Source organism: Yoonia sp. MH D7, from assembly GCF_054439475.1.
On the sequence record NZ_JBTJCF010000002.1, the window covers coordinates 71198 to 95647 of the forward strand.

The window sequence follows — 24450 nt, forward strand, 5'->3', positions numbered from 1 at the left end:
ACCGCGGCGGAATTGACATTCGCACGCGATCACTTAGCGCGGATCGCCTCAAGAAGTTCAACTGCACCAATTTCGGCTGCATAGGCATCCTGAACCGGAACAACGAGTTCGAGCAACATATCGCGATCTACAAACTCAACGAGGTTGATCTGACCTACATCAGCCATTTGCTTTAGTATGACGCTATCTTGGCTGCTTTCCAGATCACGTCCGAAGGCTGCTGCTTCCTCGCCGGCCTTGAGAACCGCCGCCTGCAAATCTTCAGGTAGATTGCGGAATGTTTTTCCACTCATCACGATAGGACGTACCGTAATTGTATGCTGTGTCAAAGACACATACGGTGCCACTTCGTAAAACTTGAGATTTTCAACACCTGCCGCTTCGTTCTCAAGACCGGAAATCACACCAGTCTGAATAGCATTGTACACTTCGTTATAGGCGATTGCAGCTGGTGACGCTTTAAAAGCAGAAAAGACCTGTGCTTGAATAGGAGCACCCATTACGCGCATTTTGTGGCCTTCAAGATCTGACATGTTCGCGATTGGTTTATCTGATACCAAATTACGTACACCACCACCCGTATAGCCAATAATCTTAATGTCGGCACGTTCCATCAGCTCGTCTTCGAGGGAAGTAAGCGTGTCGCTAGATAGCACCGCGTTCCAGTGATCTAGGTCGCGAAACAGGAATGGCATGTCCATTATTGGTATAGAAGGTGCCATAATTGCCATATTGGAGGGCGCCAGTATTGTATAATCGATCGCTACACCTTGCTGCAAGAATGTAACATAATCCTTCTCGACGCCAAGTTCGCCGTTCAAACGTAAGTCAAAAACAACATCGCCGTCGTAGTATTCTTCAACAAGGCCCTCAAATTCACGAAAGGTTTTGGTGAACGTGTGGTTCTCGTCAAACATGCTCGCGCCACGCAGGGTGATTGTGTCCGCGGCCACCGCACCAATTGTCAGAGATGTCGCACAGATCGCGCCCAAAACCAGTTTGGTTGTCATTGTATAAAATGTCATTTCATTCCTCCCGTGATGGCCCTTACGTATTCAATCTGAATTGCGAAGAGCCGTTTTGATAAAAGATACAACCCATAACAATTCATTTGCTATGCGCTTTCGTTGAAAATTTAGCCCCTAGCTAAAATGTTCAACTAAAAATCCACCACCGTCATAAACGTGATTTCCCGCGTAGATTAAGCTGCAGTGACCGCGGAAAACCTCCCCTCCCCGATCACCCCCTGAGGCCCAGGCGTTAACTAAATAGCATCCCACCGTTTATGTCGAAATTTGCTCCTGTGACGAACGAAGATTGATCGCTTGCAAGAAACCAAACCATGTTAGCCACATCCACAGGTAAGCCCTGCCGCTTAACAGGAGATGCAAACTCTACGTTTTTGCGCACTTCAGGTTTCGTAAAAATATTATGAAAATCTGTATCAATCATACCTGGACATAGCGCATTGACGCGAATATTTGGCCCTAATTCTTTAGCTAATCCTCGTGTCATCGTGATGATCGCACCCTTGGCAGTGGCATAAGCAACAGCACCCGGTCCACCACCATCTCGCCCCGCCTGACTTGCAACGTTCACAATTGCCCCCGATTTCATGTGCTCAAGAACGGCCTTAGTCATCATAAAGGTGCTGGTAACGTTCAGATCCATGACCTCAAGCCAATGTTCAACCTGCATTTCAGAAATAGTTTTGCGTGCAATCAAACCGCCTGAGTTGTTCACAAGAATATCAATTCCACCGAACGCTTTGACCGTGGCCGAAACCAATGCGTCGACGCCCTCGGCGTTGCAAAGATCGCCCTGCACTGCAATTGCTTTACCGCCCGCATTTGAGATCTCGTCAACCGTCGCCTTGGCGCTGTCTGCACTGGCAAAATAGTTTATCGCGACATTCGCTCCCTCACCTGCCAAACGTATGGCACATGCGCGCCCAATGTCTCTTCCACCGCCCGTAACGATTGCTGTTTTGCCTTGTAAATTCAATTGATGTCCCTCCAATTAATCACATGCGCCAATAAAAGGGGGCACATGCTTTTTGATGCTGTTTGCATGTCTACTCCGATCTAGTATACTAGTTTAATATCTGGGATGCTAGATAAATATTTACTGTATAATGAGGAGCTATGACTGAATCTGGTGTTTGGGCGGTTTGAAGGTTGGCGGCGTATCTGGTTGATTTGTTGTTGCGAGGGGCTTTGTTGCACAAATCGGTTGAAGGGATTCACTGTACGAATCCAGCGTGATAGCTGAAGGCATGAGTAGTTGGGCCCCTACGAAGTACAAGACCAAGAATTGGTCGTCTTACAATAACAGCTTGAAGCGGCGCGGATCGTTGTCGATCTGGTTTGATCCAGAGATGGTTTGGACACCGCCACCGAATGGCAAGCGGGGTCGCCAGCGGCAATTCAGTGACGCTGCCATTCAGACGTGTCTGACATTGAAGGTCTTGTTCGGCATGCCGCTTCGCCAGACAACCGGGTTCGTTCAGAGCCTGTTGCAGCTGGTTGGCCTGGACTGGTCTGCCCCGGATTTCAGCACCTTATGTCGGCGTCAGAAAACACTGAACGTGGGCCTGCCTTATCGTGGATCCAAGGGACCACTGAACCTTCTAATAGACAGCACGGGGATCAAAGCCGAAGGTGAAGGCGAGTGGAATGCCCGCAAGCATGGCGGTTCAAAACGCCGTATTTGGCGTAAGATACATTTAGGAATCGACGAGGAAACGCTGGAGGTACGGGCCGTCGAGGTAACCGGCAGCAACATCGGGGATGCTCCCGTGTTGCCAGAGCTTCTGAACCAAATCCCTATTGATCAAGACATCGGTAGTGTCACCGCAGACGGGGCATATGATACGCGTAAATGCTACGAGGCGATTGCCGCCAGAGATGCCCATGCGGTGATCCCGCCACGCAAGAATGCAAAGCCTTGGAAGCCGACGAGCGCCGGAGCAATTGCCCGCAACGATGCCGTCAATGCGCAACGATATCTGGGCCGCACCCTGTGGCGACGGTGGAGCGGATATCACCGCCGAAGCCGCGTCGAAACGAAGATGCATTGTATGAAACTGCTTGGCCAATCGTTGATGGCGAGGGACTTTGAAAGGCAGGTTGCCGAGATCCAAATCCGTATCGCTGTCCTCAACCGCTACACGGCTCTTGGCATACCTATCACTGAGCCCGTAGGATAAGTGCGTCTGGGGTAAAGCGGGAGAACGTCCTACACCCGATTTGTGCAACAAAGCCCCGCGAAGAACTCATGGCATTCTTCGACTTCCCCGCCCAACATTGGCACAGTATCCGCACCAGAAAACCAATTGAACCGGCCTTCGCCACGATCCGACATCGCACCAAGCGCTCAAAGGGCTGCCTGTCGCGCGATGGCATGCTGCACATGATGTTCAAGCTGGGACAATGCGCTGAACAAAACTGGAGGAAGCTACGCGGCTTTGATTACCTGGCCAAAGTCATCACAGGCGTCACGTTCAAAGACGGAATAGAAACCACCAACCACAGCCAGATCGCCGCATGACCGACAACCCTCAAACACATGGTGTGAGTGCGGCGACCGCACTCCAATGGCGGACGAGATCTTGTATATTGACCTTATAGTGTAGCATGAGGAGAACGACCATGAAATATTATGCAGGCCTTGACATGTCTCTGAGAGAGATTTCCGTGTGTGTTATCGACGGTGATGGAAAGATCAAAGCCAAGGGCACCACACCCGCGGATCCCATGGCAGTGGAAAGTTGGTTCAAAAACCGCTCGCTCAAACCAGAAACCATCGTGCACGAAAGCGGTCAGATGTCCATTTGGCTGCAACGTGGCTTTCTCGAACTCGGCCTTCCAGCTGTTTGCATTGATGCCCGACGGGCTCATAAAAGCCTGTCAGCCCGGCTCAATAAGTCAGATGCATCTGATGCCGAAGGGTTGGCTCAACTTGCTCGAACCGGATGGTTCACTCCAGTTTTTGTCCGCAGTGTAGAAGCGGACCGGTTGCGGGCGCTGGTGGGTGCAAGGGAACGAATGATACGATTGCGCAAGGATCTCGAGGGGCACATTCGAGGTGTTTTAAAGACGTTTGGCATTCGCATGACCGGAGTGACCCAGGGGAAGTTGCGCCAACAATTCCGCGATCAGTTGGCCGCTGTGGAAGAAACTGATCCTGTGTTGCGTATCATGGCCGACGCCTTCATCGAGATCCATGTAATGCTTTGTAAAGCTGCCGCTGACCTCGGAAAGGCTCTGAAAACTATGGCCGAAACGCATCCGGTCGCCAAACGACTGATGTCGATCCCAGGCGTTGGTCCCATTGTATCGCTCAGTTTTATTGCCTTGATCGAAGATCCCAACAGGTTCACGAAACCCTCCGATGTGGGTGCCTACCTTGGCCTGACTCCCAAGCGATACCAATCAGGAGAAATTGACTGGTCAGGGCGTATCTCAAAGCGGGGTGATAAGGCCATGCGGTCGTTGCTCGTCGAGTCTGCGTCCACTTTAATCCGAAACGTCAAAAGATTTTCTGCCCTCAAATCGTGGGCAATCCGATTGGCTGGTCGAAAAGGTTTCCGTAAAGCAGCCATCGCGACCGCAAGGAAGATCGCCGTTTTGATGCTCACACTTTGGAAGACTGAAGTGGTCCTGCTTTTTAGGACAGGTTTGGGGTTGAGCTAAGATGTAATCGGGTTGGTGTCATGCGGCTTTTCTTATTTCCGCTTGGGTGAAGTATGCTGTGTCCGGCGTGCGCTTATCAAGGGCGGTGTGAGGGCGCTCGGAGTTGTAGAACCCGATCCAGTTATCGATGATCCGTTTGGCTTGGAACCCGTCCTGTAATTCGTGCAGATAAACGGCCTCCTGTTTGAGTGACCGCCACAACCGTTCGATGAAGATGTTATCGAGATAACGACCTCGACCATCCATTGAGATTTTGACATCTGCCTCGGTCAAGGTGGTGATCCAGGCTGCACCCGTGAACTGCGATCCTTGGACCCCCTTCTAAGTGTCAAGCGGCGATCTGAGCCTGATTGATCTGTTTGTGGCGGCGCGCGATGATGTTAAAGACCTCACGCGCAATGTATCGTTTGACACATCGGATTGCCTCCAGTTTGGAATGCCCCTCTGCTATACGCCGCGCCACATATTCCTGGGTCTTCGGATCAAGGCGCAACCTTCCGATTGCGATGATGTGGAGCGCGCTGTTGGCCGCGCGGTCGCCACCTCTGTTCAATCGGTGGCGCGTTGTTTTGCCTGATGAGGCTGGCACTGGACTAACACCGCATAGGGCAGCAAAACTGGCTTCAGATCTGAGGCGCTCTGGATTATCGCCTGCAGTGAGCAACAACTGTGCGGCGCTGTTCAGGCCCACGCCGTTACGTGCAATCAACTCCGGAGCCAAGTCTGTGACGATAGCTTCGATCATATCATCAAGGTCAGCGACTTCATCATGCAGTTCGAGATAACGACGTGCCAATGATTTGAGCGCAATCTTGTAGGCTTCTTCCACATCCCGATAGCCCGTTAAATCGGGCCGCCAAGCTGCCAAGGTTCGTATCAACTTCATGCGGGTCATGTTGCGCAAAAGGTCACGCAGCCGGTCAGGGGCACAAACAATTGTCGTCTGAATGATCTGCAATGCAATCCTTCGGGCCTGAACGGCAGTTTTGCGGCAAACCTTTAATACACGCAAGGATTCCACCATTCCATCTCGGCTGCGCGGGGTGACCGTGCGCCGCCTCGTAAAGGCAGCATGGGCAGCACTTTGTGCATCGAAGTCATCGTTTTTGCCGCGACGTCTTCTATCCTGCTTGTCCGGCGCGATCACTTCAAGGATCTCTACATTAGCGACCTGCATATATCGCAAAAGACCTGCGCCATAGCTGCCGGTGCATTCAACCCCAATCCGCTGCAAGTCTCTGAATGAGCGCATCCATATCAGCATCAGCTTGTAACCTTGCCGCGTTGTGGCAAAGCTCTGCGTTCCCAGCACCTGATCGTTGTCGTCCACGATTGCGGCTACGTGAAGGTCTTTGTGTGTATCAACCCCGCCAACAACTGGGGTGGTTTGTTTTGATTTGGCCATAGGATCATCCTTTCCGGCAGTGTCAAACTTGCTTTGTCGACAAAAATGCACGGACAGGACAGTCATGAGACCAAATGGTCAGGCCCTTCTTGGGTCACGCGGCATCTTCGAGACAAAGCCTCACCGCAAGGCGTTCCCGGGCGGTCGACAGGTCCAGGGAAAGACACGTGTCAGGTCGATCGGAATGTGGGTCAAACCAAACCGGAAAGCCAAGCGGCACCAACCCAGAGAACGGTCGATCAGTGTTTGAGTCAAACCACCCGAGAACTGGTTACCATTATATGACTGTCCGTATTCATGATCTCGGGCTTGCCGTATTTTGCGATGGCCTCGTTCAAGGCTTCGACACAAAAACTGGCATCCAGCGTGTTCGATAACCGCCACGCCAAGACCTTGCGGGTCGCCCAATCCATGATGGCGACCAGATACAAGAACCCACGCCGCACAGGGATGTAGGTGATGTCACTGCACCAAACGTGGTTCGGTCGCGTGATTGGTAGCTTCCTCAGTAGGTATGGGTAAATCCGGTGCTGTGGGTGCTTCTTGCTGGTGTTTGGGCCTTTGTAGATGGCCTGGAGTCCCATCAAACCCATCAACCTGCGCACACGGTGGCGACCGGCACGAAAACCATTTCTCGGCAAGTAGGCCGCGATCTGGCGGCTGCCGAAGAACGGATACTTCGTGAACACACGGTCGATCTCGTTCATCAATTCCAGCGTCTCAGCATTCACACCAACCGACGTATAATACAGCGACGACCGGCTGATCTTCAGCAGTTTGCATTGGCTGGTCAGGCTCAGATCCGTATGATCCCGATTGATCATCGCTTTGCGTTCGTTCGGGCTCATCGCTTCAGCCCTTGTGACAAAAAATTATTTTCAACCGCCAGTTTGCCAATCTTCGCATGAAGCTCTTTGACTTCGGCTTCGTTATCTTCAGCCTTCCTGACCTTGTCGGAGAACACGCCCGTCAGGCCATCAATTGCCTGCCGTTTCCATGTCGTCACCTGCGTCGGGTGGATCTTGTGTTTGGCTGCAATCTCTTGCGCCGTCTTGTCTCCGCGAAGCGCCTCAAGCGCTACCGTGGCCTTAAACTTATCTGAAAAACTGCGTCTCTTCGTCATTTCTGTATCCTGTCTTCAAGGTTGGATACATGTGTGGATGCCCCGTTTTACGCAAGGAATTTTTGAACACTTCGGAAGGTATGATCGGGTGCAGTCATGTGTTCGGCCTCAGATTGCAGCCTTACATTTGCTGCGGGCCTTTATGGAGATACGCGGGTCAGGTCCAAATCATCTTAACGGGCTTTTTGCGCCGCGTATCCAACTGGTTTTCCTGAGCCTCTCTCGTCGATCGTGTTTCCGTAATGTCTTCTGAACTCCTCACATACCCGTCGTCATCCAAGTCTTGATGGTATTACGCCACCAGGATTGGAATTTCATAGACCTCTTTCTTAACGCACATCGCCCAGAGACGCCGAGCCATTTTGTTCGCTAAGGCTACGGCAACCACCATTGTGGGCTTGCTCTCCAGTAGACCCATAAGCCAAGAGTCTCGGCTCCCCTTTCGGCTGGCCCAGTTTACGATGGACATGGCTCCGATGATCAGAATCCTGCGAATGTCGCGCTGTCCCATTTTGGAAATGCGCCCTAACCGGTCCTTGCCTCCACTCGAGCGTTGGCGCGGAACCAAGCCCAGCCATGCCGCAAAGTCCCGACCACGGGCAAAGTTTTCCAGCGGTGGTGCAAATGCCTGAATGACTGCGGCACTGATCGGACCGATCCCAGGCATGGTTTGCAAGAGTGTTGCCTGACCATCACGGGCGGTCTCACGCCTTAGTGCTATTTTCAACTCAGTAACCTTCTCTGTCAACGCTGCTATTTGCTCAAAATACACCCCACTGATCGACAGAACGGTCTTGGGAAGCCTTGTGCCATGATCAAGAAGCGCTTGTTGAAAAACCTTTACGTTTCTAACCCCGATGGCGACGACAATTCCATATTCGGCCAAATGCCCGCGCAAAGCATTAATTAATTGAGTTCTTTGGCGCACAAAAAGCTCTCATGTGCGAAACAGTAGCCCGAGGGATTGCTGATCGGCACTCTTCACTTCGACAAACCGCATGGTTGGCCGTAGTGCCGCTTCCACAATCGCTTCCGCGTCAGCAGCATCATTCTTTTGCCGCTTAACAAAAGGTTTGACATAAATCGGTGGAATAAGGCGCACCTCATGGCCAGATCCGAGCGCCTCCCGTCCCCAATAATGGGCCGTCGCACAAGCCTCCATTGCAATCAGGCAAGGTGGTTGTTCTGCAAGAAACTTCATAAACTGCGAGCGGGATAATTTCTTGCGAAAGGCGACGTTGCCATCTGGCAACGCGCCATGAACTTGAAAAACCCGCTTTGCAAGGTCTACCCCTATAATGCTAACTTCGGACATGGATGCTTTCTCCTTGTTGTGGCTTTGAACAAAACCACTGTGGCACATTACGATGCCGACAGGAGGGGCATCCAACCCATCATCTTAGCACGTTGTCCGAATTTGCCGGACCACTTCAGACCGAGACCGACTTCCAATGGACCACGGAGGCAAAAGCTTAACCCGAATTTCACTCGTAAAAGAGCGGAAAGCCAAGTCCCAACAGGACGGAGGTTGATTGATCTCGTAAATCTGGTTGAGGCCAAAACCTCGCCAAACACATCTGGTGACGATCTGCCCCCGAAAGCCATCATGAAGCGTCCATGCGACGACTTCGGAGAGAACCATGACCCCGGACGGACACCCAACTTACCCACTTGACACAAGGCGCACTCAGAGAACCAGATTTGACAATAACTCTATAATGAGGTAGCGGATCTGCATCTCGAAGGGCTTAGATGCGGGGTAAATTGCTATTTTAGACAGAAATGTTTAGAGGAAATTACGGAAAGCCAGTCAGTTTACCTTGTTCAGCGCAACCCAGTTTTCAGAAGTGACCCAAGTGCAGAACGCAGCAACAGTTTTTATTCGCTTATTGGCTTTTGGAAGAACGAGGTAAAAACCGGCGATATCCGCATGGGGCATGTCGCTTAAGGCATCCCTGCCGAGCGGTGCAACCAGCCTACCGGATTTGAGATCTTCAATCGCATCGATGCGCGAGATAAGACCAATCCCCAGCCTTGAGATTGTTGCACGCCGCAGTGTCGCGGCATCCTGAAACGCGATTTCGCCTTTGATCTCACCGGACGAGGCACCCAGATGGGAAAGCACACGTTGCCAATGAACGCGGCCTAACACCGGATGAAGCAGGGTATGTTTGGTCAGGTCTTCCGGCCTTTTAACCGTTTCAGCAAGTTCAGGAGCACAGCAGATAACTTTCGGATCCTGCACAAGAAGGGTGACATCTAGGTTTTTCCACTCACCAAATCCCCACTGAATCGAAACATCCACCTCGTCATTGTCAAAATCCGGCAGTTTTACCATCGTCGTCAAACGCAAATCAGCGGTCGGTTCCCGTTCGCGGAAACTTTCCAACCTTTCCATCAAATACCGGGTCGCAAAATATGGGCTGACGTTAATATTGATGCGATTTCGGTACGTGGTATTCGCGACGTGTCGAACGCCGTTCGTGAACTCGTCAAAACCCGCCTGCACAAAATGCGAAAGCAGGATCGCCGATTCCGTCGGTTCGATCATACGACCCTTGCGCAAAAATAGGTCAACCTGAAGCATGTCTTCCAAAAGCTTTATTTGCTGGCTAACTGCTTGCGGTGTCACCAGAAGAACTTCGGAAGCCGCTCGAAAACTTCCGTGTTTCATTACCTCGGAAAACACCCGTAGCGAGTTTAAAGGCGGAAGGCGTATTGAAGGAGTTCTCATAGGGCCGCGTCCTTTACAGATCGTATGTCTAAAACTTTAAACCAATACACAAATTTACAGACGCCTCGCTTTGAAGTTAAACCGTCAGGCGAGTGCATCATCAGGTCCCTCCAAGAGCCGACCTATTTCCGTTTCCCGATCAGGCGGGGAGCTCGTCCTCAACTTCGAAAAAATGCGCATTTCGTGTTTTGATCAGCTCAATGGTGGAATCGAGCCGACTAAGGTGAAGCATCCCTTCAGTAACCGCATTCTCGGCATCGCCAGCCTTGACCAAAGCAGCAATGCGCTCATGATCCTTGATAAGCTCGGGCATCCGGTCCTCTTTGGACAAACTCAAAGCGCAGAGCCGGTCAACCTTTGCCTTCTCACTAGAGATAACTTCAAACGCATAATCGACCCTTCCGATGTTGCACAGTAGTTGGTGAAATTCGTAATCAAGTGGACCGAAATCGCCTGGAGTATGGGTTGTCAGAAGTGCGCGTTGCCGATTCATGCTAGCATCCAGCGCCTCCGCACCCTCATTGTCGCAATGTTCAGCGGCTCTGCGCAGAACTTCCGTCTCGACAGCCATGCGCACAAAACGTGCCTTCTCAATCGCTCTCGCCGAAAACCGCTTTACCTCGGTTGCCTTCTGAGGCCTTATTACCAACAGGTCCAAATTTGAAAGTCGGCTGAATGCTTCGCGTACCGGCTGCCGCGAAACCCCAAAACGCGCTGCAATTTCTACTTCCGACATTTTAGTGCCAGGAAGCAAGCGCAACGAAATTATGTCGTCGTAGAGGCTGTTTGCAACTTCATCGACGCCGGTTCGCCCGTACCACTTTGGTGTAGTTTCTTTCGTATTCATATGTCGAACCCAAATATTTTCAGATCAGCCACCCCCTAAAATGATTAGACGGCATCCAGTGGTAAACAGTATTGATGCAGGTTTCGCGCGAGCTTCGCGTGGCTACGTTTCGGTCAAACAAACGTTTTTTGCAAGCTTTCGCTGAAACGTTATGTTCGATTACCTGCTGATTTATACACTAAATCTAAGTTAATTATGGACATGAAGAATAAAAATGGGAAGCAATATTGCATATCACCGCATGGATGGCAGAAACGTCCAAGCCATTTGGTGGCCTTGCTATCCTTACCAGCAAGCTCCCATAAATCAATTGGTTGGAGGGCAAATGGCGCGAGTTTAAAATTTACATTTCAGAAAATGCACATGGCCAAAACAGGGAGAATTGCACCAACGCAATACATATGAACGTGCGCGTCAATGTCCAGATCGCTAGTATCATTTTGGCAAGATGAAATATCCATCTCATTCTAGCATCCACGATTTCGAAACGTTATATAATACTCAGCACAAAATAATAGCATACATTCCCAAAAATGTCGTGGAATTTGGGTACTCTTTGTATTGGGAGGATTGATGCCACCCCGATACATTATAAAGCTTCTGACTATTTAGCTTTAAGCCACTCATCAAATTTTTTTGGCTTTCGTCTTTGGTGCAAGGATACAGCCCAATGATCGGCGATCCTGCGAGTACCTCCTCCAGAACAAATGCTTCAAACTCTTCCATTCCCGAGCAGACTTCGGCAATTTCTTCAGCCAGATGGGCGGGGATCACCATCATCCCCTGAATTGGTATCAGCGGTGATTTCAGTAAAGACACGACGCACGCGCCGTATCCTTAAAGCCACCCCCGAGCGGGGCAATAGTAAGTTAAAATGTAGATTATTTTGCGACTTCGTCATCTGGATGACCAAGATTAACAAACCAGCCGCCGATGCGATGACTAGCCGGATCCTTGGGGTCCACCGGGTCGCTTTTCGTCTCAAGTGCCGCACGGTAAGGTTCGGAACTGTCCTGCGGGTGAAAGCCGATATGGCTACCATTGCTCATGTTAACCGGCTTGACCTTATTATCGGATATGCCTGCCGTAATCGTAAACCCGAGATGTGGAGCGGTTAAACTTGCAGTGACAAGTCTAATACAATCATCAAATGACAGCCACGACCAAAGCATCCGCCTGTCTGCTGGTTCGGGGAAGGAAGAAAATATGCGCAAACATGCGGACTCAATTCCGAACTTATCCCAATAAAGGCTCGCAAGTCCCTCAACAAAGCATTTTGAGACGCCGTAAAGGCTGTCAGGTCTAGGTTTTGCGTCACAATCGATGCCGTCATTAATGCCGTGATACCCGATGGCGTGAACTGAAGAAGAATAGACCACGCGTTTGACGCCATGTTTTCGCGCGCCTTCATAGATATGATAGGATCCGCGGATGCTGCTATTGAGAATATCCTCCCAAGGGCTTTCTTGGGGGGAACCACCGAGGTGAACGATGGCATCGCAGCCTTTCGTCGCGGCAATGGTCGCAGCCTCGTCAGAGAGATCAAAGATCAGCTGTTCTTCGTACGTGGCCACATTTATGCAGCCAACGCGGTCCGCCAAGACCAGCTTGTCCGCCAAAGGCAAAAGCCCACGACGCATTTCGGTTCCAAGACGTCCGGCTGCGCCGGTAATGAGGATTCTTTTGAATGGTTTTTTCATGCTGTTTCCTTGTCTCAGCGTTTAAGTTTTGCCACTGCGTGGCTAATGCGTGTCACTGCTTCGGTCAGTTCTTCTTCCGACGTGGCCGTCGAGATACGGAAATAGGGCGACGCGCCATAAGCCGAGCCCGGCACTGCCGCAACGTGACCTTCATTCAGTAGATAATTTGCAATTGCAACATCATCATCCAGCCGTACTCCAGCTGGAGTTTCGGCCCCAATCAAGTCCGCGCAACTGATATAAGCATAAAACGCGCCTTCGGGTGCATCAAGGGTCAGACCGTCGACCTTGCGAATGCCATCGACAACAAGGTCACGGCGTTTTTCATAGGCTGCGCAGAAGAGCGGAATGTTGTCCTGAGGCCCTTCGAGAGCAGCCAGTGCAGCATGCTGTGCCGGTGCGCTGACGGACGTGCAGGATTGACTCTGCACGGTGCCCATCGCCTTAATCAGGTTACGCGGCCCTGCGGCGAAACCAACGCGCCAGCCGGTCATAGCGTAGGCTTTGGAAACACCATTTACGATTAGCATGCGCTCTCTAAGCTGCGGGCAGGCTGCCCCAAATGAGATAAATTCCCGTCCGTCAAATATGATATGTTCATAGACTTCATCCGACAGGATCATCACATGCGGGTGGCGATCCAGCACGCCACCTAGTTCTTCAAGTTGTGCGCGGGTGTAAAGTGTACCGGAAGGATTGCCCGGCATGTTCAGGAATAGCCAGCGGGTTTTTGCGGTGATTGCCGCCTCCAGCATTTCGGGCGTCAAACGAAAGGCTGATTCAACCGAGCCTTCCGGTGTTACCGGCACGCCGCCAAATAGCTTTGCCATCTCTGGATAGGAGACGAAATAAGGCGCGGGAAAGATCAGTTCGTCTCCTTGTTCGACCGTCGCAAGCAGCGCATTAAAAATGATCTGCTTGGCACCGTTACCTACCGCGATTTCATCAATTTCGTAATCCAAACCGTTCTCGCGTTTAAACTTTGCACGGATCGCTTCGCGTAATTCCGGCGTGCCCAACGGTGCAGTATAAAGCATCCGCTTGGCGCTCGCCGCTGCAAACGCGGCATCAGTAATATGCGCGGGTGTCGCAAAGTCAGGTTCGCCCTGTCCCAGATCAATTACATCAACACCGGTCGCGGCAAGCTTCTTTGCTGCCTGGCTCGCCAGCATCGATGCCGAGGCTTTTACAGCAGCCATGCGGTTAGCAATATGTGTCATTTCAAACCTCCCGTAACATAACCTTTGAGTTCATCAACCTTGCGCGCTTCAGCTTCGCGGGCTTCTGGTGGACCAAAGCCACCACCGCCCGGCAATTCGAGAATAAGCCTTTTGCCTGCTGGAACATGCTGCCAGCCTTTTGGCCGGAGTTTCGTACCATCGTCCAACATTACAGAACCCAATGCCCCGTCGTTGCCACCGTCACGGCCACGCGCCGCCTGTGTAATACGGTCAAACATCGCGGAAAAGTCAAACTCATGCCCTTCAAGTACGCTGACCTCCATAACTTGGCCAAGGCCTCCGCGGTACTGTCCGTCACCGCCCGATCCGGGGCGCAATTCCTTGCGCCATATAACAACAGGACCAGTGTGCTCTGTCGCTTCAATCGGCATTGTATGCACCCCCGAAGGGAAAGCCGTAGCGGCAAGGCCGTCAAGTCCAGGCCGTGCGCCCATGCCGCCAGAGTTAAACATCAATACTTCTGCGTGTTGACCATCGTGCCCCTTCAGCGGACGGGCGGATATATGGATATTCCAGAGCGCCCCTGCGCCTTCCGCAAGGATCTTTCCCGGCATTGCCTTGGCTAGAGCCCCAAATACTAGATCGGGAATCATATGCCCGATGATGTGGCGTAAAGACACTGGCGCCGGTCGTTCAGCATTCACGATATTGCTAGGCGAAGACACGTCAAAAGCCGCAAGCGATGCTGCGTTGTTTGGAATGTCCGGCGCCACAACACATTTCAGGGCGTATGACGCATAGGCGCGTGTATAAGTCAGCGGTACGTTGATGCCCCACGGACTCATCGCGTCGGTACCGGTAAAATCAACGTTTACTTTGCCTTCTGTAATCTGGACCTCTGCGACCAATTTGATCGGGGAGTCATACCCGTCCGTCAACATATCGTTAGACCAGCTGCCATTTGGGAGGTCCGCAACCCGTGCCATCATCGCATTATGCGTTCGCGACAGGATAAATTCACCCAAAACGTCTAGATTGTCATATCCGGCCTCGTCCATCATCTCCATCAGGCGCATGTGACCCACGTCATTACACGCGGCAAGCGAATAGAAATCACCGATCACCTGATTTGGTTCGCGCACGTTGGCACGGATCAACGCAACCAAAGCCCGGTCCACCTCGCCGCGTTCGGCAAACTTCATGATCGGAATCTGGATGCCTTCTTCGTAAATTGATTTACCATCAGCGCCAAAACCACGTCCGCCAACATCAACCACATGTGCGGTACAGGCGAAAAACCCGACCAATTCATCTCCTTTAAACGAGGGTGAAACCATGGTGATGTCATGCAGATGGCCAGTGCCTTTCCATGGGTCGTTGGTGACATAAGTGTCGCCTGGATACATCTGGTCACGCGGAATTTCATTTGCGAAGTGCTTTACCGCTTCGGCCATGCTGTTCACGTGACCTGGAGTACCAGTTACAGCCTGTGCAAGCATCCGGCATTGTGGATCAAACACACCAGCGGACAAATCCCCGGCCTCGCGAACCGAAGTCGAAAACGCAGTGCGCAACAACGTCAGCGCCTGTTCTTCCACGATCGAAATGAGGCGATTCCATGCAACCTGCATGCGAATTTCAACAATCTGGCTCATGATAATTTTCCTTTTCTCACGAGGAGGATTGTTCCGTCCCCTTGGATTACGGCGTCGAAAGGTGATGTCACGATCGTCGACGTTTCGGGTTCAGAAATCACCACGGGACCAACAACGCGATCCCCTGGTGCCAAATCATCCCGCGCAACCATTCCTGTCACCAGATCCGTTCCGGTGGTCGGATCAAAAACATGGCGGGTTGTTGCAATGTCACGCACCACACCATCAGTTTGAAGATTGACACCTTCGGGTGCTTCCATGACGTCCTGCGCCTTGACCGAGAATGTCACAAATTCAATTTCCGGACCGACAACAGCGCGACCAAAAAAGTGCGAATATCGCTCTTTGAATGTCGCTTCTATTTCGTTTCGGTCCGCGTTTGTAAAATCACGGTCAGGTAGGATAACCGGAATTTCCCATCCCTGTCCTGCATAACGCATAAAGGCAGTCACCTCGCGCTCCATTTTGTTTTTGGTTCCGGCACGGACAAAGCTTTCGGCGGTATGTTTCAGGTCACCCAACAAAGCGTTGAGCGTGGCGTGGTCAAATTTCCTAAGCGGCATAATTTTTGATGCAAGCGCCTCATAGCCGAACGGAGCCCTGAGAAAGCCGATAGCAGAGCCAACCCCTGCTCCTCTCGGGATCAGACACTGTTGCACACCCAGCTTTTCGCAAAGGCGTGCGGCATGCAGCGGTGCAGCACCGCCAAACGCGATCATCACATTGTTATTAATGTTCTTCCCGTTCTCCACTGCATGCACGCGTGCGGCATTCGCCATGTTCTCGTCGACAACTTCTACAACGCCAAACGCCGCAGCTTGTGCGTCAATCTTGAGCTTATCTCCCACATCACGTGCAATCGCCGCGACGGCGTTGTCGATAGATAGTTTGATCTTGCCGTTCGCGAAATTATCCGGATCTAATTTGCCCAATACAAGGTCGGCATCCGTAACTGTAGGTCGTGTGCCGCCGTTTTGATAACATGCCGGTCCCGGCTCTGAACCGGCGCTTTCGGGTCCCGTTTCGATACGACCCATCGCGTCCACCCATGCAATTGAGCCCCCGCCCGCTCCAATCTCAATCATCTCGATCACGGGGATCGAGATCGGCATACCTGAACCTTTGGAAAAACGGTAGGTGCGTGCTACCTCAAAGCTGCGCGCGGTCTGTGGCTGATAGTCATCAATCAAACAAATTTTAGCGGTAGTGCCGCCCATGTCATAACTTATCACGTGTTCAAGGTTAAACCGTTTTGCGACATCCGCCGCAAATATCGCACCGCCAGCAGGGCCGGATTCAATCAGACGCACTGGAAACTCAGCCGCTGTCTCGACAGAAATCAAACCACCGCCGGAATGGATAATAAACACAGAGCAGGTCACGCCTAAATCTCGCAAGCGACCCTCAAGGCGGCTCAAATAATTCGACATTTGCGGACGGACATAAGCGTTTGCGCATACCGTATTGAAGCGCTCGAACTCGCGCATCTGGGGCGAAACCTCGGCAGAAATCGATATCGGCACATCCAGCTTGCGCGAAATGATTTCCCGCGCCCGTTCTTCATGTGACGGATTCAGGTAGGAATGAATAAAGCCGATCGCTACCGCCTCAAAACCTTTGTCCACCAGCGTGTCCGCTAGGGCTTCCAATGCTTGTTCATCGAGCGGTTGCAACTCCTCGCCTTTAGCGCTTATGCGCCCTTTGACGGTATAGCGGTCTTCTCGCGGAATTAGCGGCAATGGAAGTTTCAGGTTGAGATCATATTGTTCGAACCGGTTTTCTGTTCGCATCTCAATGACGTCACGAAACCCGTCAGTTGTTACCAGCGCTGTGCGCGCACCGCGCCGTTCGATCAAGGCGTTGGTAGCAAGCGTGGTGCCATGAATAACAATGCCAATTTCGCTTACGTCAATCCCGGCGTCTTTGGCCACAATTTTCATCCCGTCGAGAATGGATTGCTCTGGATTGGTATAATTCGTCAACAACTTGGTTGAATAAATGGTCTTGCCGACCTCCAGCGCAATGTCGGTAAAAGTACCACCAATGTCGGCGCCGAGGCGAATATCGGATCTAGTCATGTGGGTTTCCTCCCAGCGAATAATGCAGCGTCAAATGTGTACTTACCGGTACTTCGTTTGATCTGATGTAGACTGTTTTCATCGTCAGTTCCCTTTTTCCCGTTAACAGTCAACCTGAACGCTGAATGGTCATAAAGAAATCAAGAAAATGTGAATAATAGCAAGTTTTACTTGTCTACTGAAGTCTAGAAGTTTCAAATCAAGAATGTAACAATGACACAGAAACCCCCTTATATTTTCCAATGGAGCAGACTTATGAAACTATATTACGCCAACACAACCGTAGCAATATCCGTCGTTATTGCTTTAAAAGAGACAGATTTACTTTACGATCTCATCAACATCGACTTTGGCTTAAATATGCAAACAACACCCGAATATATGGAAATAAATCCAAAAGGTAGGGTGCCTGCGTTGGTAACTGACCAAGGTATTCTTACTGAAACAGGTGCGCTACTGGATTACATTCACGCGCTTGCGCCCGAGGCAAGCCTCGTGCCGGACGATCCGTTTGAGGCCGGAAAAATGCGCGAAATGATGTATTATCTTGCTTCCACTTGGCATGTGAACCACGCACATAAAGTACATGGTGAACGCTGGGCAAACAATAAGGATAGCCATAAGGATATGCGCCTCAAAGCTCCAGAAACTATGAAAGCATGTTGCACCTACATTGAGGCCAACCTCCTTAAGGGGCCGTTCTTATTGGGTGAAAGTTTTAGTCTGGCGGATGCGTATCTTTATGTCGTGAGCGGATGGCTGAAAGGTGACGGCGTTGATGTTTCCAATTATCCAAAGCTGTCTGAATTCCGACGTTGCATGGAAAAACGACCTTCGGTTCAGGCCGTCCTTGATGCTGGTATGATGTAGAATAAATCGCGCGCATGAGGGCGATCCTCCATGCGCGCGACGTGGTCAGGCGAGAGCGGCAGGCAAAATATTTGCGGGAGAACTCTGATAACAGACCGGCCACAAAAAATGCCTGATCGAGATCGTGCCAATAGAGGTTGCACCGAAATTTGTTGAGGCAGAGTAAGGGCCACCTTGGATCATGATGTCCGCACCCTCAACCCCTGTAGGGAATCGATTGACCAAAAGACGCACAGCCTTACGCTTCAAGATCGACGGCAAGCGGCGCGCCTGTTCACTATCATTTTCGTCCACGTGGATAGCAGAGGTCAGTTCAACCTTTGAATCCATTCACCAGTACTTCCATCTCATTTTCGCTCTCGACTTAGACGATCATCCCGATAAGACCTTTACCAAAACCATGATCCTGTAGGTAATTCGCTGCGACCGTCGCACTAGATTAGGGGACGCCGCGCGAGCTTCATCAGTATTCGGCAACAGTGGCCGAACGGCATTGCGTCCATTAAAGTGGGCCTTGCCATCATGATAGGCGATTGCGGTCCAGTGGCCGCCAGACCTTCTTTGGTCGCTTCAACAAAGGCATCGCCTTCCGGTCCTCCTGCAACGACCGCAATAGCGGGTGGGCTCAACAGGTCGACGCAACACTTTAATCTTTAGTAAAAGATGGAGTGTTAAAAATGAAGTATCGCCGCCGCATTTACTATTCATCCGAACAGCGTGCTGAGATTTGGGATCGTTGGCAACGCGGAGAATCGATGGGTTCGATTGGTCGAGTGTTTGAGCGACAATCGTCCTCATGGAAACAAGCCGTGAGGAGAACGACCATGACTTATTATGCAGGATTAGACGTTTCGCTCAAAGAAGTTTCGATTTGTGTCATCGATGACGATGGGCAGGTTGTGACGCAGGGCACCGCACCAGCCGATCCCGAAGGGGCCGCTGGCTGGTTCATGAACAGATCTTTGACCCCAAAGCGGATAGTGCATGAAAGCGGGCAGCTTTCGATCTGGTTGCAACGCGGAATGGTCCAACTGGGTTTACCTGCGATCTGCATTGATGCCCGTAAGGCCCATAAAAGCCTGTCTGCGCGGTTGAACAAATCCGATAGCGCCGACGCAGAAGGTCTGGCCCAGCTCGCACGGATGAACTGGTTCACCCCGGTTCACATCCGCAGCGAAGAGTCGGATCGGTTGCGAGTATTGGTCGGAGGGAGAGAGCGTATGATCCGTTTGCGCAAGGATCTGGAAGGCCACATTCGTGGCGTTCTGAAGGCCTTTGGTATCCGCATGACGGGGGTAGGTCAGGCGCAGCAAAGGCAAGGGTTCCGTGGTCAACTGGCCGCAGCTGGCTAGACCGATCCAGTGCTGCGCACTATCGCAGACGGGTTCATCGCCGCCCACATCACGCTGTGTAAGGCGACCGCCGACTTTGATGCCGCATTGAGAGCGAAGTCGAAACGCAATCCCATCACGCGCCGGTTGATGACCATTCCTGGTGTTGGGCCCATCGTCTCACTCAGTTTTGTCGCACTTGTCGATGATCCAAATCGGTTCAGTAAAACCTCGGACGTGGGTGCGTTTCTCGGTATGACGCCGAGGCGGCACCAATCGGGTGAAATGGATTGGTCAGGTCGTGTCTCAAAGTGTGGGGATGCTGCAATGCGCGGGCTTCTATTTGAAGCGGCGTCCTGCGTCATCAGGCAAGTGAAGCGCTTCTCGGCGTTGAAGTCTTGGGCCGTTCGACTAGCTGGGCGACGAGGCTTCCGCAAGGCTGCAGTTGCCACCGCGCGTAAGATTGCGGTGTTGATGCTGACCCTCTGGAAATCAGGAGCCGACTATCAATGGACACAGGAAGACCGCCTAAACTGAATTCTCGCCCGACGGGCGGGAAGCGAAGTCCCGACGGGACGGAGGTTGATCGATCTCGTAAAAACGGTTGGAACGCGGCAAATGCCACGGAATCCGCAAACGACATTGGAGACGATCCACCACCGAAAACCATCATAAGGCGCATCGCGACCTCGGAGAGAACCATGACCCCGGATGGACATATCGCTAACCCGCTTGACAAGGCCGCAAACAGAGAACCAGATTTGACAATAACTCGTCACAATCGGCCGTAGTGATACCGCTTTAGGAGCATTCTATCGACGTTTAGCTGCAAGGGCAGGTAAAGCAAAAGCTGTCACAGCCACCGCCCGTAAGATCGCCGTCTTGTTCTACAACACCTTACGATATGGCATGACCTACAAGGACCCCGGCGCGTCACACTATGAGGAACGATATCGCAACCGCGTCCTCGGTAATCTCAAGCGCCGCGCCAAGTCACTGGGCTATGATTTACAAGAGCTGCCTACGGAGGCCGACATGGCTGTTTCTTAGGAAGCGCACTAATGTCCCTGCTCCGGGTAAAAAGCCATGGAAGGAAACCGGACACACCGCCCGAACTGACTTCTGATTATATCAAGTTCACGTGACAAGCGCCGTGAACACCTCTATATTGACGGTATTCTGTTTGTGGTATTAATAAAATTTAAGGTTAATTTATGATCGAGAGCTGGCGTTGGTACGGAAACCTTGACCCCATAAGCTTGTCAGATATTGCCCAGACTGGGGCGTCTGGAATCGTTACTGCGCTACACGATATTCCCTATGGCGAAATTTGGTCGCCCGATGCTATCACCACGCGAAAGGCACAGGTTTCATCGGCAGGGTTTTCTTGGGTAGCAGTCGAAAGCCTGCCTGTTCACGAGCGCATCAAGAAAGCTGAAGGTGACCTGTCGGAGTTGTTTGCCAATTATCGGCAATCGATGGCCAATCTGGCAGAGCAGGGCATCACCACAATCTGTTACAATTTCATGCCGTTGCTGGACTGGACTCGTACTGATCTTACTGCCCCCGTGATGGGCGGCGCCACGTGTTTACGATTCGAAGCCGTGCGAATGGCCGCGTTTGAAATTCACATGCTCGGCCGACAAGCAGCGGAAGATGACTACCCCGAAGTAGTCATCCAAAAAGCTGCCGCGTGGTTTCAACAAGCGAGCGAGACTGATCGTGACGCCCTTTTTGCTGCAGTTATGGCAGGTATGCCCGGGGCTTTTGACCGCTATGACATGGATGGTCTGCGCGTTGCTTTGAAGGGATACGAGGACATTCACCGCAATGAGTTGCGTGCCAATTATAAACGGTTTCTGGACGAAGTCGTCCCTACCGCCGAGGATCTTGGTGTTCGGCTTTGTGTGCATCCGGATGATCCGCCGCGTGATATTTTAGGTCTACCTCGCATTGTTTCGTCGGGCAGTGACTTGGCTTGGCTGCTGGCTGCGCATGACAGTTCGGCCAACGGGGTTACTTTTTGTTCCGGCTCGTTAGGAGCAAATCCGACCAATGACGTACCCGCAATCGCCGCGCAAGTTGCTGACCGCATCCACTTTGCTCATTTGCGCAATGTTAGAAAAGACCCCGATGGGTCATTTGAAGAAGCGCCGCATCTGGAGGGTGACACCGACATGGTGGCGATCATTCGCGTTTTGTTGAATGAAGAGAACCGTCGCCTCGAGACAGGTCGGGTTGATCATACGATCCCGTTCCGCCCTGATCACGGGCACCATATGCTTTCTGATCTCGGGCGCGAACTGATTCCCGGCTATCCATTGATCGGGCGTCTCAGGGGCTTGGCCGAACTCCGTGGCGTAATCCGCGGTGTTTCTCATATCAGCCCCTAGGATTAATTAAGGTCAATCAGCGCGCCACGGCCTGCAATCACCTTTCCTGCAACTCGGTTTCCGCTAACGATGGCCGCGTCAATATCATCTCCGTTCTGCCATGCCGTCAGGAAACCCGCATTAAAGCTGTCGCCTGCAGCAGTTGAATCAATCACCTGAACTGCCGGTGGCGCAGGCACTTCGCTCATTTTTCCGTTATGAGCCCAGTATACTTTACCACCACTGTTTTTGATCACGACTGTCCGCACGCCAGCGGCCAGATACCGGTCGCGCGTCGCATGTGGCGACGTGTCGCCAAAATACGCCGCTTCGTCATCATACGAAGGCAACACCACGTCAGCCACCGCTGCCGCAGCCATTACTCCAGCGCGCATCGCTTCAATATCGGCCCAAAGACGAGGACGCAAATTGGTGTCAAAGACGATTTTGTGGCCAATAGCACGCGCGCGCGCAAGAGCATCCAGCAGGATTTGCTTCCCATCACCCTCCAGAATGGCCAATGTAATTGCGGAAAAGTAGATCATTTTGGCCTCTTTCATGCCTGCGTCTAATAGCATGCGGTCTTGCGCCAGTTGCCTTGCCGCAGACTCGCCGCGCCAATAACTGAAATGTCTTTCGCCATCGATCAGGTCAATCAGATACAGCCCCACCGACCTTTGTGCGTCACGCGCCACATGCGCAGTGCCGATCCCCGCGTCATCTATAAACGCAAGCATTCGATCCGATACCGCGTCCTGTCCGATCCGCGTCATATAATCGACCCGCCAGTCAGGGCGCATCTTGCGAACATACCAAGCGGTATTCAGGGTATCACCTGCGAATGCCATTTGAAGTGTTCCAGTCTGCGCCAGCGGGGCCAGTTCAACCATACATTCACCAATGGCAAGGAAATCGGATGTCATTCTATGTTTATCTCCTGCATTCCGCCCCTCAGTTTGAGGGTACTTGAACTGGCATACTAGATTTATAAAGCACTGCAAGGGCCACGCCAATGACAAAGCGCAATCAGGTTGAAGTATCATAGGACTTTAGTGCAAACTAAACTAACAAAAACACACTAGAGGACGCCATGACCGAATTTCCAATTGTTGATGCTGGGCCCAACATAACCCGACAAGTGCTGGCGGATCACCCTGAATTAATGGTCGTCAAGGTCGATTTTACTAAGGCCGGAGCATTTGGTACGCTACACAGTCACCTACATGTACAGTCTATTTTGGTGCAATCGGGTCGATTTAAATTCAGCGTTGACGGGCAAGCAAAAGAGGTCGGACAAGGCGACTGCTTTGTCGTTCCTTCGAATACTGAACATGGTTGTATCTGTCTTGAGGCGGGAACTTTAATTGATGTCTTCACCCCCCGCCGTGACGATTTTCTTTAAGGAGGACGCTTTGCGATGAATCCATTTTCTTTGAATGGCAAAACAGCGTTGGTGACAGGTGCCAATACCGGTATTGGGCAAGCGATTGCCGTGGCGTTGGGCTACGCAGGGGCACATGTAATTTGTGCCGGACGGTCCAACTGTGACGCAACAGTGGACATGATTGCCAGCGCCGAGAGTTTTGCTCTCGATTTCGCCGATCCAGTAGCCGCGCGGGACGTCTTCGCTGACAGATCGGTTGATATTCTGGTGAATAACGCCGGAATCATCCGACGTTCCGATAGTGTGGAATTTTCGGAGACTGATTGGAATGACGTGATCGACGTCAATCTCAAGGCCGTATTCTTTACCTGTCAGGCCTTTGGCCGTGCCGTGTTTGAACGCAAGGCGCTTGGGCGTATCGTCAACATTGCATCGCTGCTTTCGCATCAGGGTGGTGTGCGCGTGCCTGCTTATACAGCGTCTAAACACGGGGTTGCCGGTTTGACCAAATCGCTGGCAAACGAATGGGCCGCCAAGGGAATTAACGTCAACGCTATCGCGCCGGGCTATATCAGAACGAACAACACCGAAGCGCTGCGCGCTGATCCCGACCGCTGCCGCGCGATCATGGAGCGGATACCGGCTGGACGCTGGGGCGAGCCAGGCGACATAGCACAAGCAGCGGTGTTTCTGTCGGCACCTGCGTCGGGTTATATTCATGGCACGGTTCTGGATGTCGATGGTGGTTGGCTGGCGCGCTAGGTCGGTGTAAAAACGGCACGGATTGCCGCTGACAGCTTGGCCGACCACCGAGCATGGGCCAATGCCTTGCAATATTGATTTAGAATTCGTGGCGATCCGTTAGTGTGGAGTCCCCCATCGGGTGGTCCAGTTTGAATGTTAATGCATTGTCGGCATCTGGTCTATCGGCATCATGCTTTCTGGCGCGAGCGGACGATAGCGCAGCGCGCTATGCGGTCTGACTGTGTTGAAGTGACACCACCAACGCTCGATAAGGATCTGAGCTTCGAGCAACGTAATAGAGAGGTGGTCCTAGTATTTCGACCAGTCTGCAG

Annotated in this window: 21 protein-coding genes and 5 pseudogenes; 9 read left to right on the forward strand and 17 right to left on the reverse strand. The window is 51.9% G+C overall.

What is annotated here, in order from left to right; translation table 11 throughout:
- Positions 1-29: 29 nt before the first annotated feature.
- Entirely contained in the window at positions 30-1025 is a 996-nt protein-coding gene (locus ACXLHR_RS16655) for a TRAP transporter substrate-binding protein (protein ID WP_458792617.1), read from the reverse strand.
- A gap of 235 nt (positions 1026-1260) precedes the next feature.
- Positions 1261-2004 (reverse strand): SDR family NAD(P)-dependent oxidoreductase, encoded by a 744-nt coding sequence (locus tag ACXLHR_RS16660; RefSeq protein WP_458792618.1) that lies wholly within the window; start codon positions 2002-2004, stop codon positions 1261-1263.
- Between the two features lie 271 nt (positions 2005-2275).
- Between ACXLHR_RS16660 and ACXLHR_RS16665 the strand changes: the two genes are divergently transcribed.
- From ACXLHR_RS16665 to ACXLHR_RS16675, 3 genes and pseudogenes are all read left to right on the forward strand, one after another.
- Positions 2276-3208 (forward strand): IS5 family transposase, encoded by a 933-nt coding sequence (locus ACXLHR_RS16665; protein WP_458792619.1) that lies wholly within the window; start codon positions 2276-2278, stop codon positions 3206-3208.
- Between the two features lie 38 nt (positions 3209-3246).
- Positions 3247-3549: pseudogene (locus tag ACXLHR_RS16670) on the forward strand (IS256 family transposase); the annotation flags it as partial.
- A gap of 101 nt (positions 3550-3650) precedes the next feature.
- Positions 3651-4694, forward strand: a complete 1044-nt coding sequence (locus ACXLHR_RS16675) for an IS110 family RNA-guided transposase (RefSeq protein WP_458792620.1) — start codon at positions 3651-3653, stop codon at positions 4692-4694.
- Between the two features lie 18 nt (positions 4695-4712).
- Here the strand turns inward: ACXLHR_RS16675 and ACXLHR_RS16680 are convergent, their stop codons facing one another.
- The 12 genes and pseudogenes from ACXLHR_RS16680 to ACXLHR_RS16735 form a co-directional block, all read right to left on the reverse strand.
- The gene (locus ACXLHR_RS16680; RefSeq protein ID WP_458792621.1) at positions 4713-4967 is read right to left on the reverse strand and encodes an integrase core domain-containing protein; all 255 of its coding nucleotides are present in this window, start codon (positions 4965-4967) and stop codon (positions 4713-4715) included.
- A 55-nt stretch (positions 4968-5022) separates the two neighbouring features.
- Positions 5023-6099 (reverse strand): IS110 family RNA-guided transposase, encoded by a 1077-nt coding sequence (locus ACXLHR_RS16685; RefSeq protein WP_458792622.1) that lies wholly within the window; start codon positions 6097-6099, stop codon positions 5023-5025.
- 251 nt (positions 6100-6350) lie between these two features.
- Positions 6351-6947 carry an IS3 family transposase gene (locus tag ACXLHR_RS16690; protein WP_458792623.1) on the reverse strand — a complete coding sequence of 199 codons (597 nt, stop codon included), beginning with the start codon at positions 6945-6947 and terminating at the stop codon, positions 6351-6353.
- On the reverse strand, positions 6944-7222 hold the full coding sequence (locus tag ACXLHR_RS16695) for a transposase (RefSeq protein WP_458792624.1): 279 nt from the start codon (positions 7220-7222) through the stop codon (positions 6944-6946). The genes ACXLHR_RS16690 and ACXLHR_RS16695 overlap by 4 nt, the downstream gene beginning before the upstream one ends.
- Before the next feature lie 292 nt (positions 7223-7514).
- Positions 7515-8537: pseudogene (locus ACXLHR_RS16700) on the reverse strand (IS110 family RNA-guided transposase).
- A 495-nt stretch (positions 8538-9032) separates the two neighbouring features.
- The gene (locus ACXLHR_RS16705) at positions 9033-9956 is read right to left on the reverse strand and encodes a LysR substrate-binding domain-containing protein (RefSeq protein ID WP_458792625.1); all 924 of its coding nucleotides are present in this window, start codon (positions 9954-9956) and stop codon (positions 9033-9035) included.
- A 139-nt stretch (positions 9957-10095) separates the two neighbouring features.
- The gene (locus ACXLHR_RS16710) at positions 10096-10803 is read right to left on the reverse strand and encodes a GntR family transcriptional regulator (protein ID WP_458792626.1); all 708 of its coding nucleotides are present in this window, start codon (positions 10801-10803) and stop codon (positions 10096-10098) included.
- Positions 10804-11304: 501 nt separating this feature from the next.
- The gene (locus ACXLHR_RS16715) at positions 11305-11622 is read right to left on the reverse strand and encodes a hypothetical protein (RefSeq protein WP_458792627.1); all 318 of its coding nucleotides are present in this window, start codon (positions 11620-11622) and stop codon (positions 11305-11307) included.
- A 62-nt stretch (positions 11623-11684) separates the two neighbouring features.
- Positions 11685-12503, reverse strand: a complete 819-nt coding sequence (locus tag ACXLHR_RS16720) for an NAD-dependent epimerase/dehydratase family protein (RefSeq protein ID WP_458792628.1) — start codon at positions 12501-12503, stop codon at positions 11685-11687.
- A 14-nt stretch (positions 12504-12517) separates the two neighbouring features.
- Positions 12518-13723, reverse strand: a complete 1206-nt coding sequence (locus ACXLHR_RS16725; protein ID WP_458792629.1) for a pyridoxal phosphate-dependent aminotransferase — start codon at positions 13721-13723, stop codon at positions 12518-12520.
- Positions 13720-15339: a hydantoinase B/oxoprolinase family protein gene (locus tag ACXLHR_RS16730; protein WP_458792630.1), complete on the reverse strand. Its 1620-nt coding sequence runs from the start codon at positions 15337-15339 to the stop codon at positions 13720-13722. Before ACXLHR_RS16730 ends, ACXLHR_RS16725 begins: the two co-directional genes overlap by 4 nt.
- Positions 15336-17417: a hydantoinase/oxoprolinase family protein gene (locus ACXLHR_RS16735; RefSeq protein ID WP_458792631.1), complete on the reverse strand. Its 2082-nt coding sequence runs from the start codon at positions 17415-17417 to the stop codon at positions 15336-15338. The genes ACXLHR_RS16730 and ACXLHR_RS16735 overlap by 4 nt, the downstream gene beginning before the upstream one ends.
- Before the next feature lie 255 nt (positions 17418-17672).
- Between ACXLHR_RS16735 and ACXLHR_RS16740 the strand changes: the two genes are divergently transcribed.
- Complete coding sequence (locus ACXLHR_RS16740) at positions 17673-18287, forward strand: glutathione S-transferase family protein (protein WP_458792632.1); 615 nt, start codon at positions 17673-17675, stop codon at positions 18285-18287.
- A 45-nt stretch (positions 18288-18332) separates the two neighbouring features.
- Here ACXLHR_RS16740 and ACXLHR_RS16745 read toward each other — a convergent pair whose 3' ends face one another.
- Positions 18333-18617, reverse strand: a complete 285-nt coding sequence (locus tag ACXLHR_RS16745; RefSeq protein ID WP_458792633.1) for a hypothetical protein — start codon at positions 18615-18617, stop codon at positions 18333-18335.
- 347 nt (positions 18618-18964) lie between these two features.
- On the opposite strand from ACXLHR_RS16745, the pseudogene ACXLHR_RS16750 reads away from it, so the two are divergent.
- The 3 genes and pseudogenes from ACXLHR_RS16750 to uxuA all read left to right on the forward strand — a co-directional run.
- Positions 18965-19084: pseudogene (locus ACXLHR_RS16750) on the forward strand (IS30 family transposase); the annotation flags it as partial.
- Positions 19085-19111: 27 nt separating this feature from the next.
- A pseudogene (locus ACXLHR_RS16755) lies at positions 19112-20155 on the forward strand (IS110 family RNA-guided transposase).
- 677 nt (positions 20156-20832) lie between these two features.
- Positions 20833-22011: a mannonate dehydratase gene (gene uxuA / locus ACXLHR_RS16760; protein ID WP_458792634.1), complete on the forward strand. Its 1179-nt coding sequence runs from the start codon at positions 20833-20835 to the stop codon at positions 22009-22011.
- A 2-nt stretch (positions 22012-22013) separates the two neighbouring features.
- Here uxuA and ACXLHR_RS16765 read toward each other — a convergent pair whose 3' ends face one another.
- A complete protein-coding gene (locus tag ACXLHR_RS16765) occupies positions 22014-22913 on the reverse strand; it encodes a sugar kinase (RefSeq protein ID WP_458792635.1) in 900 nt (299 codons plus the stop codon).
- Positions 22914-23080: 167 nt separating this feature from the next.
- Between ACXLHR_RS16765 and ACXLHR_RS16770 the strand changes: the two genes are divergently transcribed.
- Positions 23081-23392: a cupin domain-containing protein gene (locus tag ACXLHR_RS16770; protein ID WP_458792636.1), complete on the forward strand. Its 312-nt coding sequence runs from the start codon at positions 23081-23083 to the stop codon at positions 23390-23392.
- 15 nt (positions 23393-23407) lie between these two features.
- Complete coding sequence (kduD, locus tag ACXLHR_RS16775; protein ID WP_458792637.1) at positions 23408-24136, forward strand: 2-dehydro-3-deoxy-D-gluconate 5-dehydrogenase KduD; 729 nt, start codon at positions 23408-23410, stop codon at positions 24134-24136.
- A gap of 138 nt (positions 24137-24274) precedes the next feature.
- On the opposite strand, the pseudogene ACXLHR_RS16780 reads toward kduD, so the two are convergent.
- Positions 24275-24412: pseudogene (locus tag ACXLHR_RS16780) on the reverse strand (integrase core domain-containing protein); the annotation flags it as partial.
- Positions 24413-24450 lie beyond the last annotated feature (38 nt).

Excerpts from the sequence above, each read along its gene's own strand:
- ACXLHR_RS16655 (WP_458792617.1), bottom strand. The coding sequence starts at position 1,025 with ATGACATTTTATACAATGACAACCAAACTGGTTTTGGGCGCGATCTGT.
- ACXLHR_RS16665 (WP_458792619.1), top strand. The coding sequence starts at position 2,276 with ATGAGTAGTTGGGCCCCTACGAAGTACAAGACCAAGAATTGGTCGTCT.
- ACXLHR_RS16675 (WP_458792620.1), top strand. The coding sequence starts at position 3,651 with ATGAAATATTATGCAGGCCTTGACATGTCTCTGAGAGAGATTTCCGTG.
- ACXLHR_RS16685 (WP_458792622.1), bottom strand. The coding sequence starts at position 6,099 with ATGGCCAAATCAAAACAAACCACCCCAGTTGTTGGCGGGGTTGATACA.
- ACXLHR_RS16690 (WP_458792623.1), bottom strand. The coding sequence starts at position 6,947 with ATGAGCCCGAACGAACGCAAAGCGATGATCAATCGGGATCATACGGAT.
- ACXLHR_RS16695 (WP_458792624.1), bottom strand. The coding sequence starts at position 7,222 with ATGACGAAGAGACGCAGTTTTTCAGATAAGTTTAAGGCCACGGTAGCG.
- ACXLHR_RS16705 (WP_458792625.1), bottom strand. The coding sequence starts at position 9,956 with ATGAGAACTCCTTCAATACGCCTTCCGCCTTTAAACTCGCTACGGGTG.
- ACXLHR_RS16710 (WP_458792626.1), bottom strand. The coding sequence starts at position 10,803 with ATGAATACGAAAGAAACTACACCAAAGTGGTACGGGCGAACCGGCGTC.
- ACXLHR_RS16720 (WP_458792628.1), bottom strand. The coding sequence starts at position 12,503 with ATGAAAAAACCATTCAAAAGAATCCTCATTACCGGCGCAGCCGGACGT.
- ACXLHR_RS16725 (WP_458792629.1), bottom strand. The coding sequence starts at position 13,723 with ATGACACATATTGCTAACCGCATGGCTGCTGTAAAAGCCTCGGCATCG.
- ACXLHR_RS16730 (WP_458792630.1), bottom strand. The coding sequence starts at position 15,339 with ATGAGCCAGATTGTTGAAATTCGCATGCAGGTTGCATGGAATCGCCTC.
- ACXLHR_RS16735 (WP_458792631.1), bottom strand. The coding sequence starts at position 17,417 with ATGACTAGATCCGATATTCGCCTCGGCGCCGACATTGGTGGTACTTTT.
- ACXLHR_RS16740 (WP_458792632.1), top strand. The coding sequence starts at position 17,673 with ATGAAACTATATTACGCCAACACAACCGTAGCAATATCCGTCGTTATT.
- ACXLHR_RS16745 (WP_458792633.1), bottom strand. The coding sequence starts at position 18,617 with ATGGATTCAAAGGTTGAACTGACCTCTGCTATCCACGTGGACGAAAAT.
- uxuA (WP_458792634.1), top strand. The coding sequence starts at position 20,833 with ATGATCGAGAGCTGGCGTTGGTACGGAAACCTTGACCCCATAAGCTTG.
- ACXLHR_RS16765 (WP_458792635.1), bottom strand. The coding sequence starts at position 22,913 with ATGACATCCGATTTCCTTGCCATTGGTGAATGTATGGTTGAACTGGCC.
- ACXLHR_RS16770 (WP_458792636.1), top strand. The coding sequence starts at position 23,081 with ATGACCGAATTTCCAATTGTTGATGCTGGGCCCAACATAACCCGACAA.
- kduD (WP_458792637.1), top strand. The coding sequence starts at position 23,408 with ATGAATCCATTTTCTTTGAATGGCAAAACAGCGTTGGTGACAGGTGCC.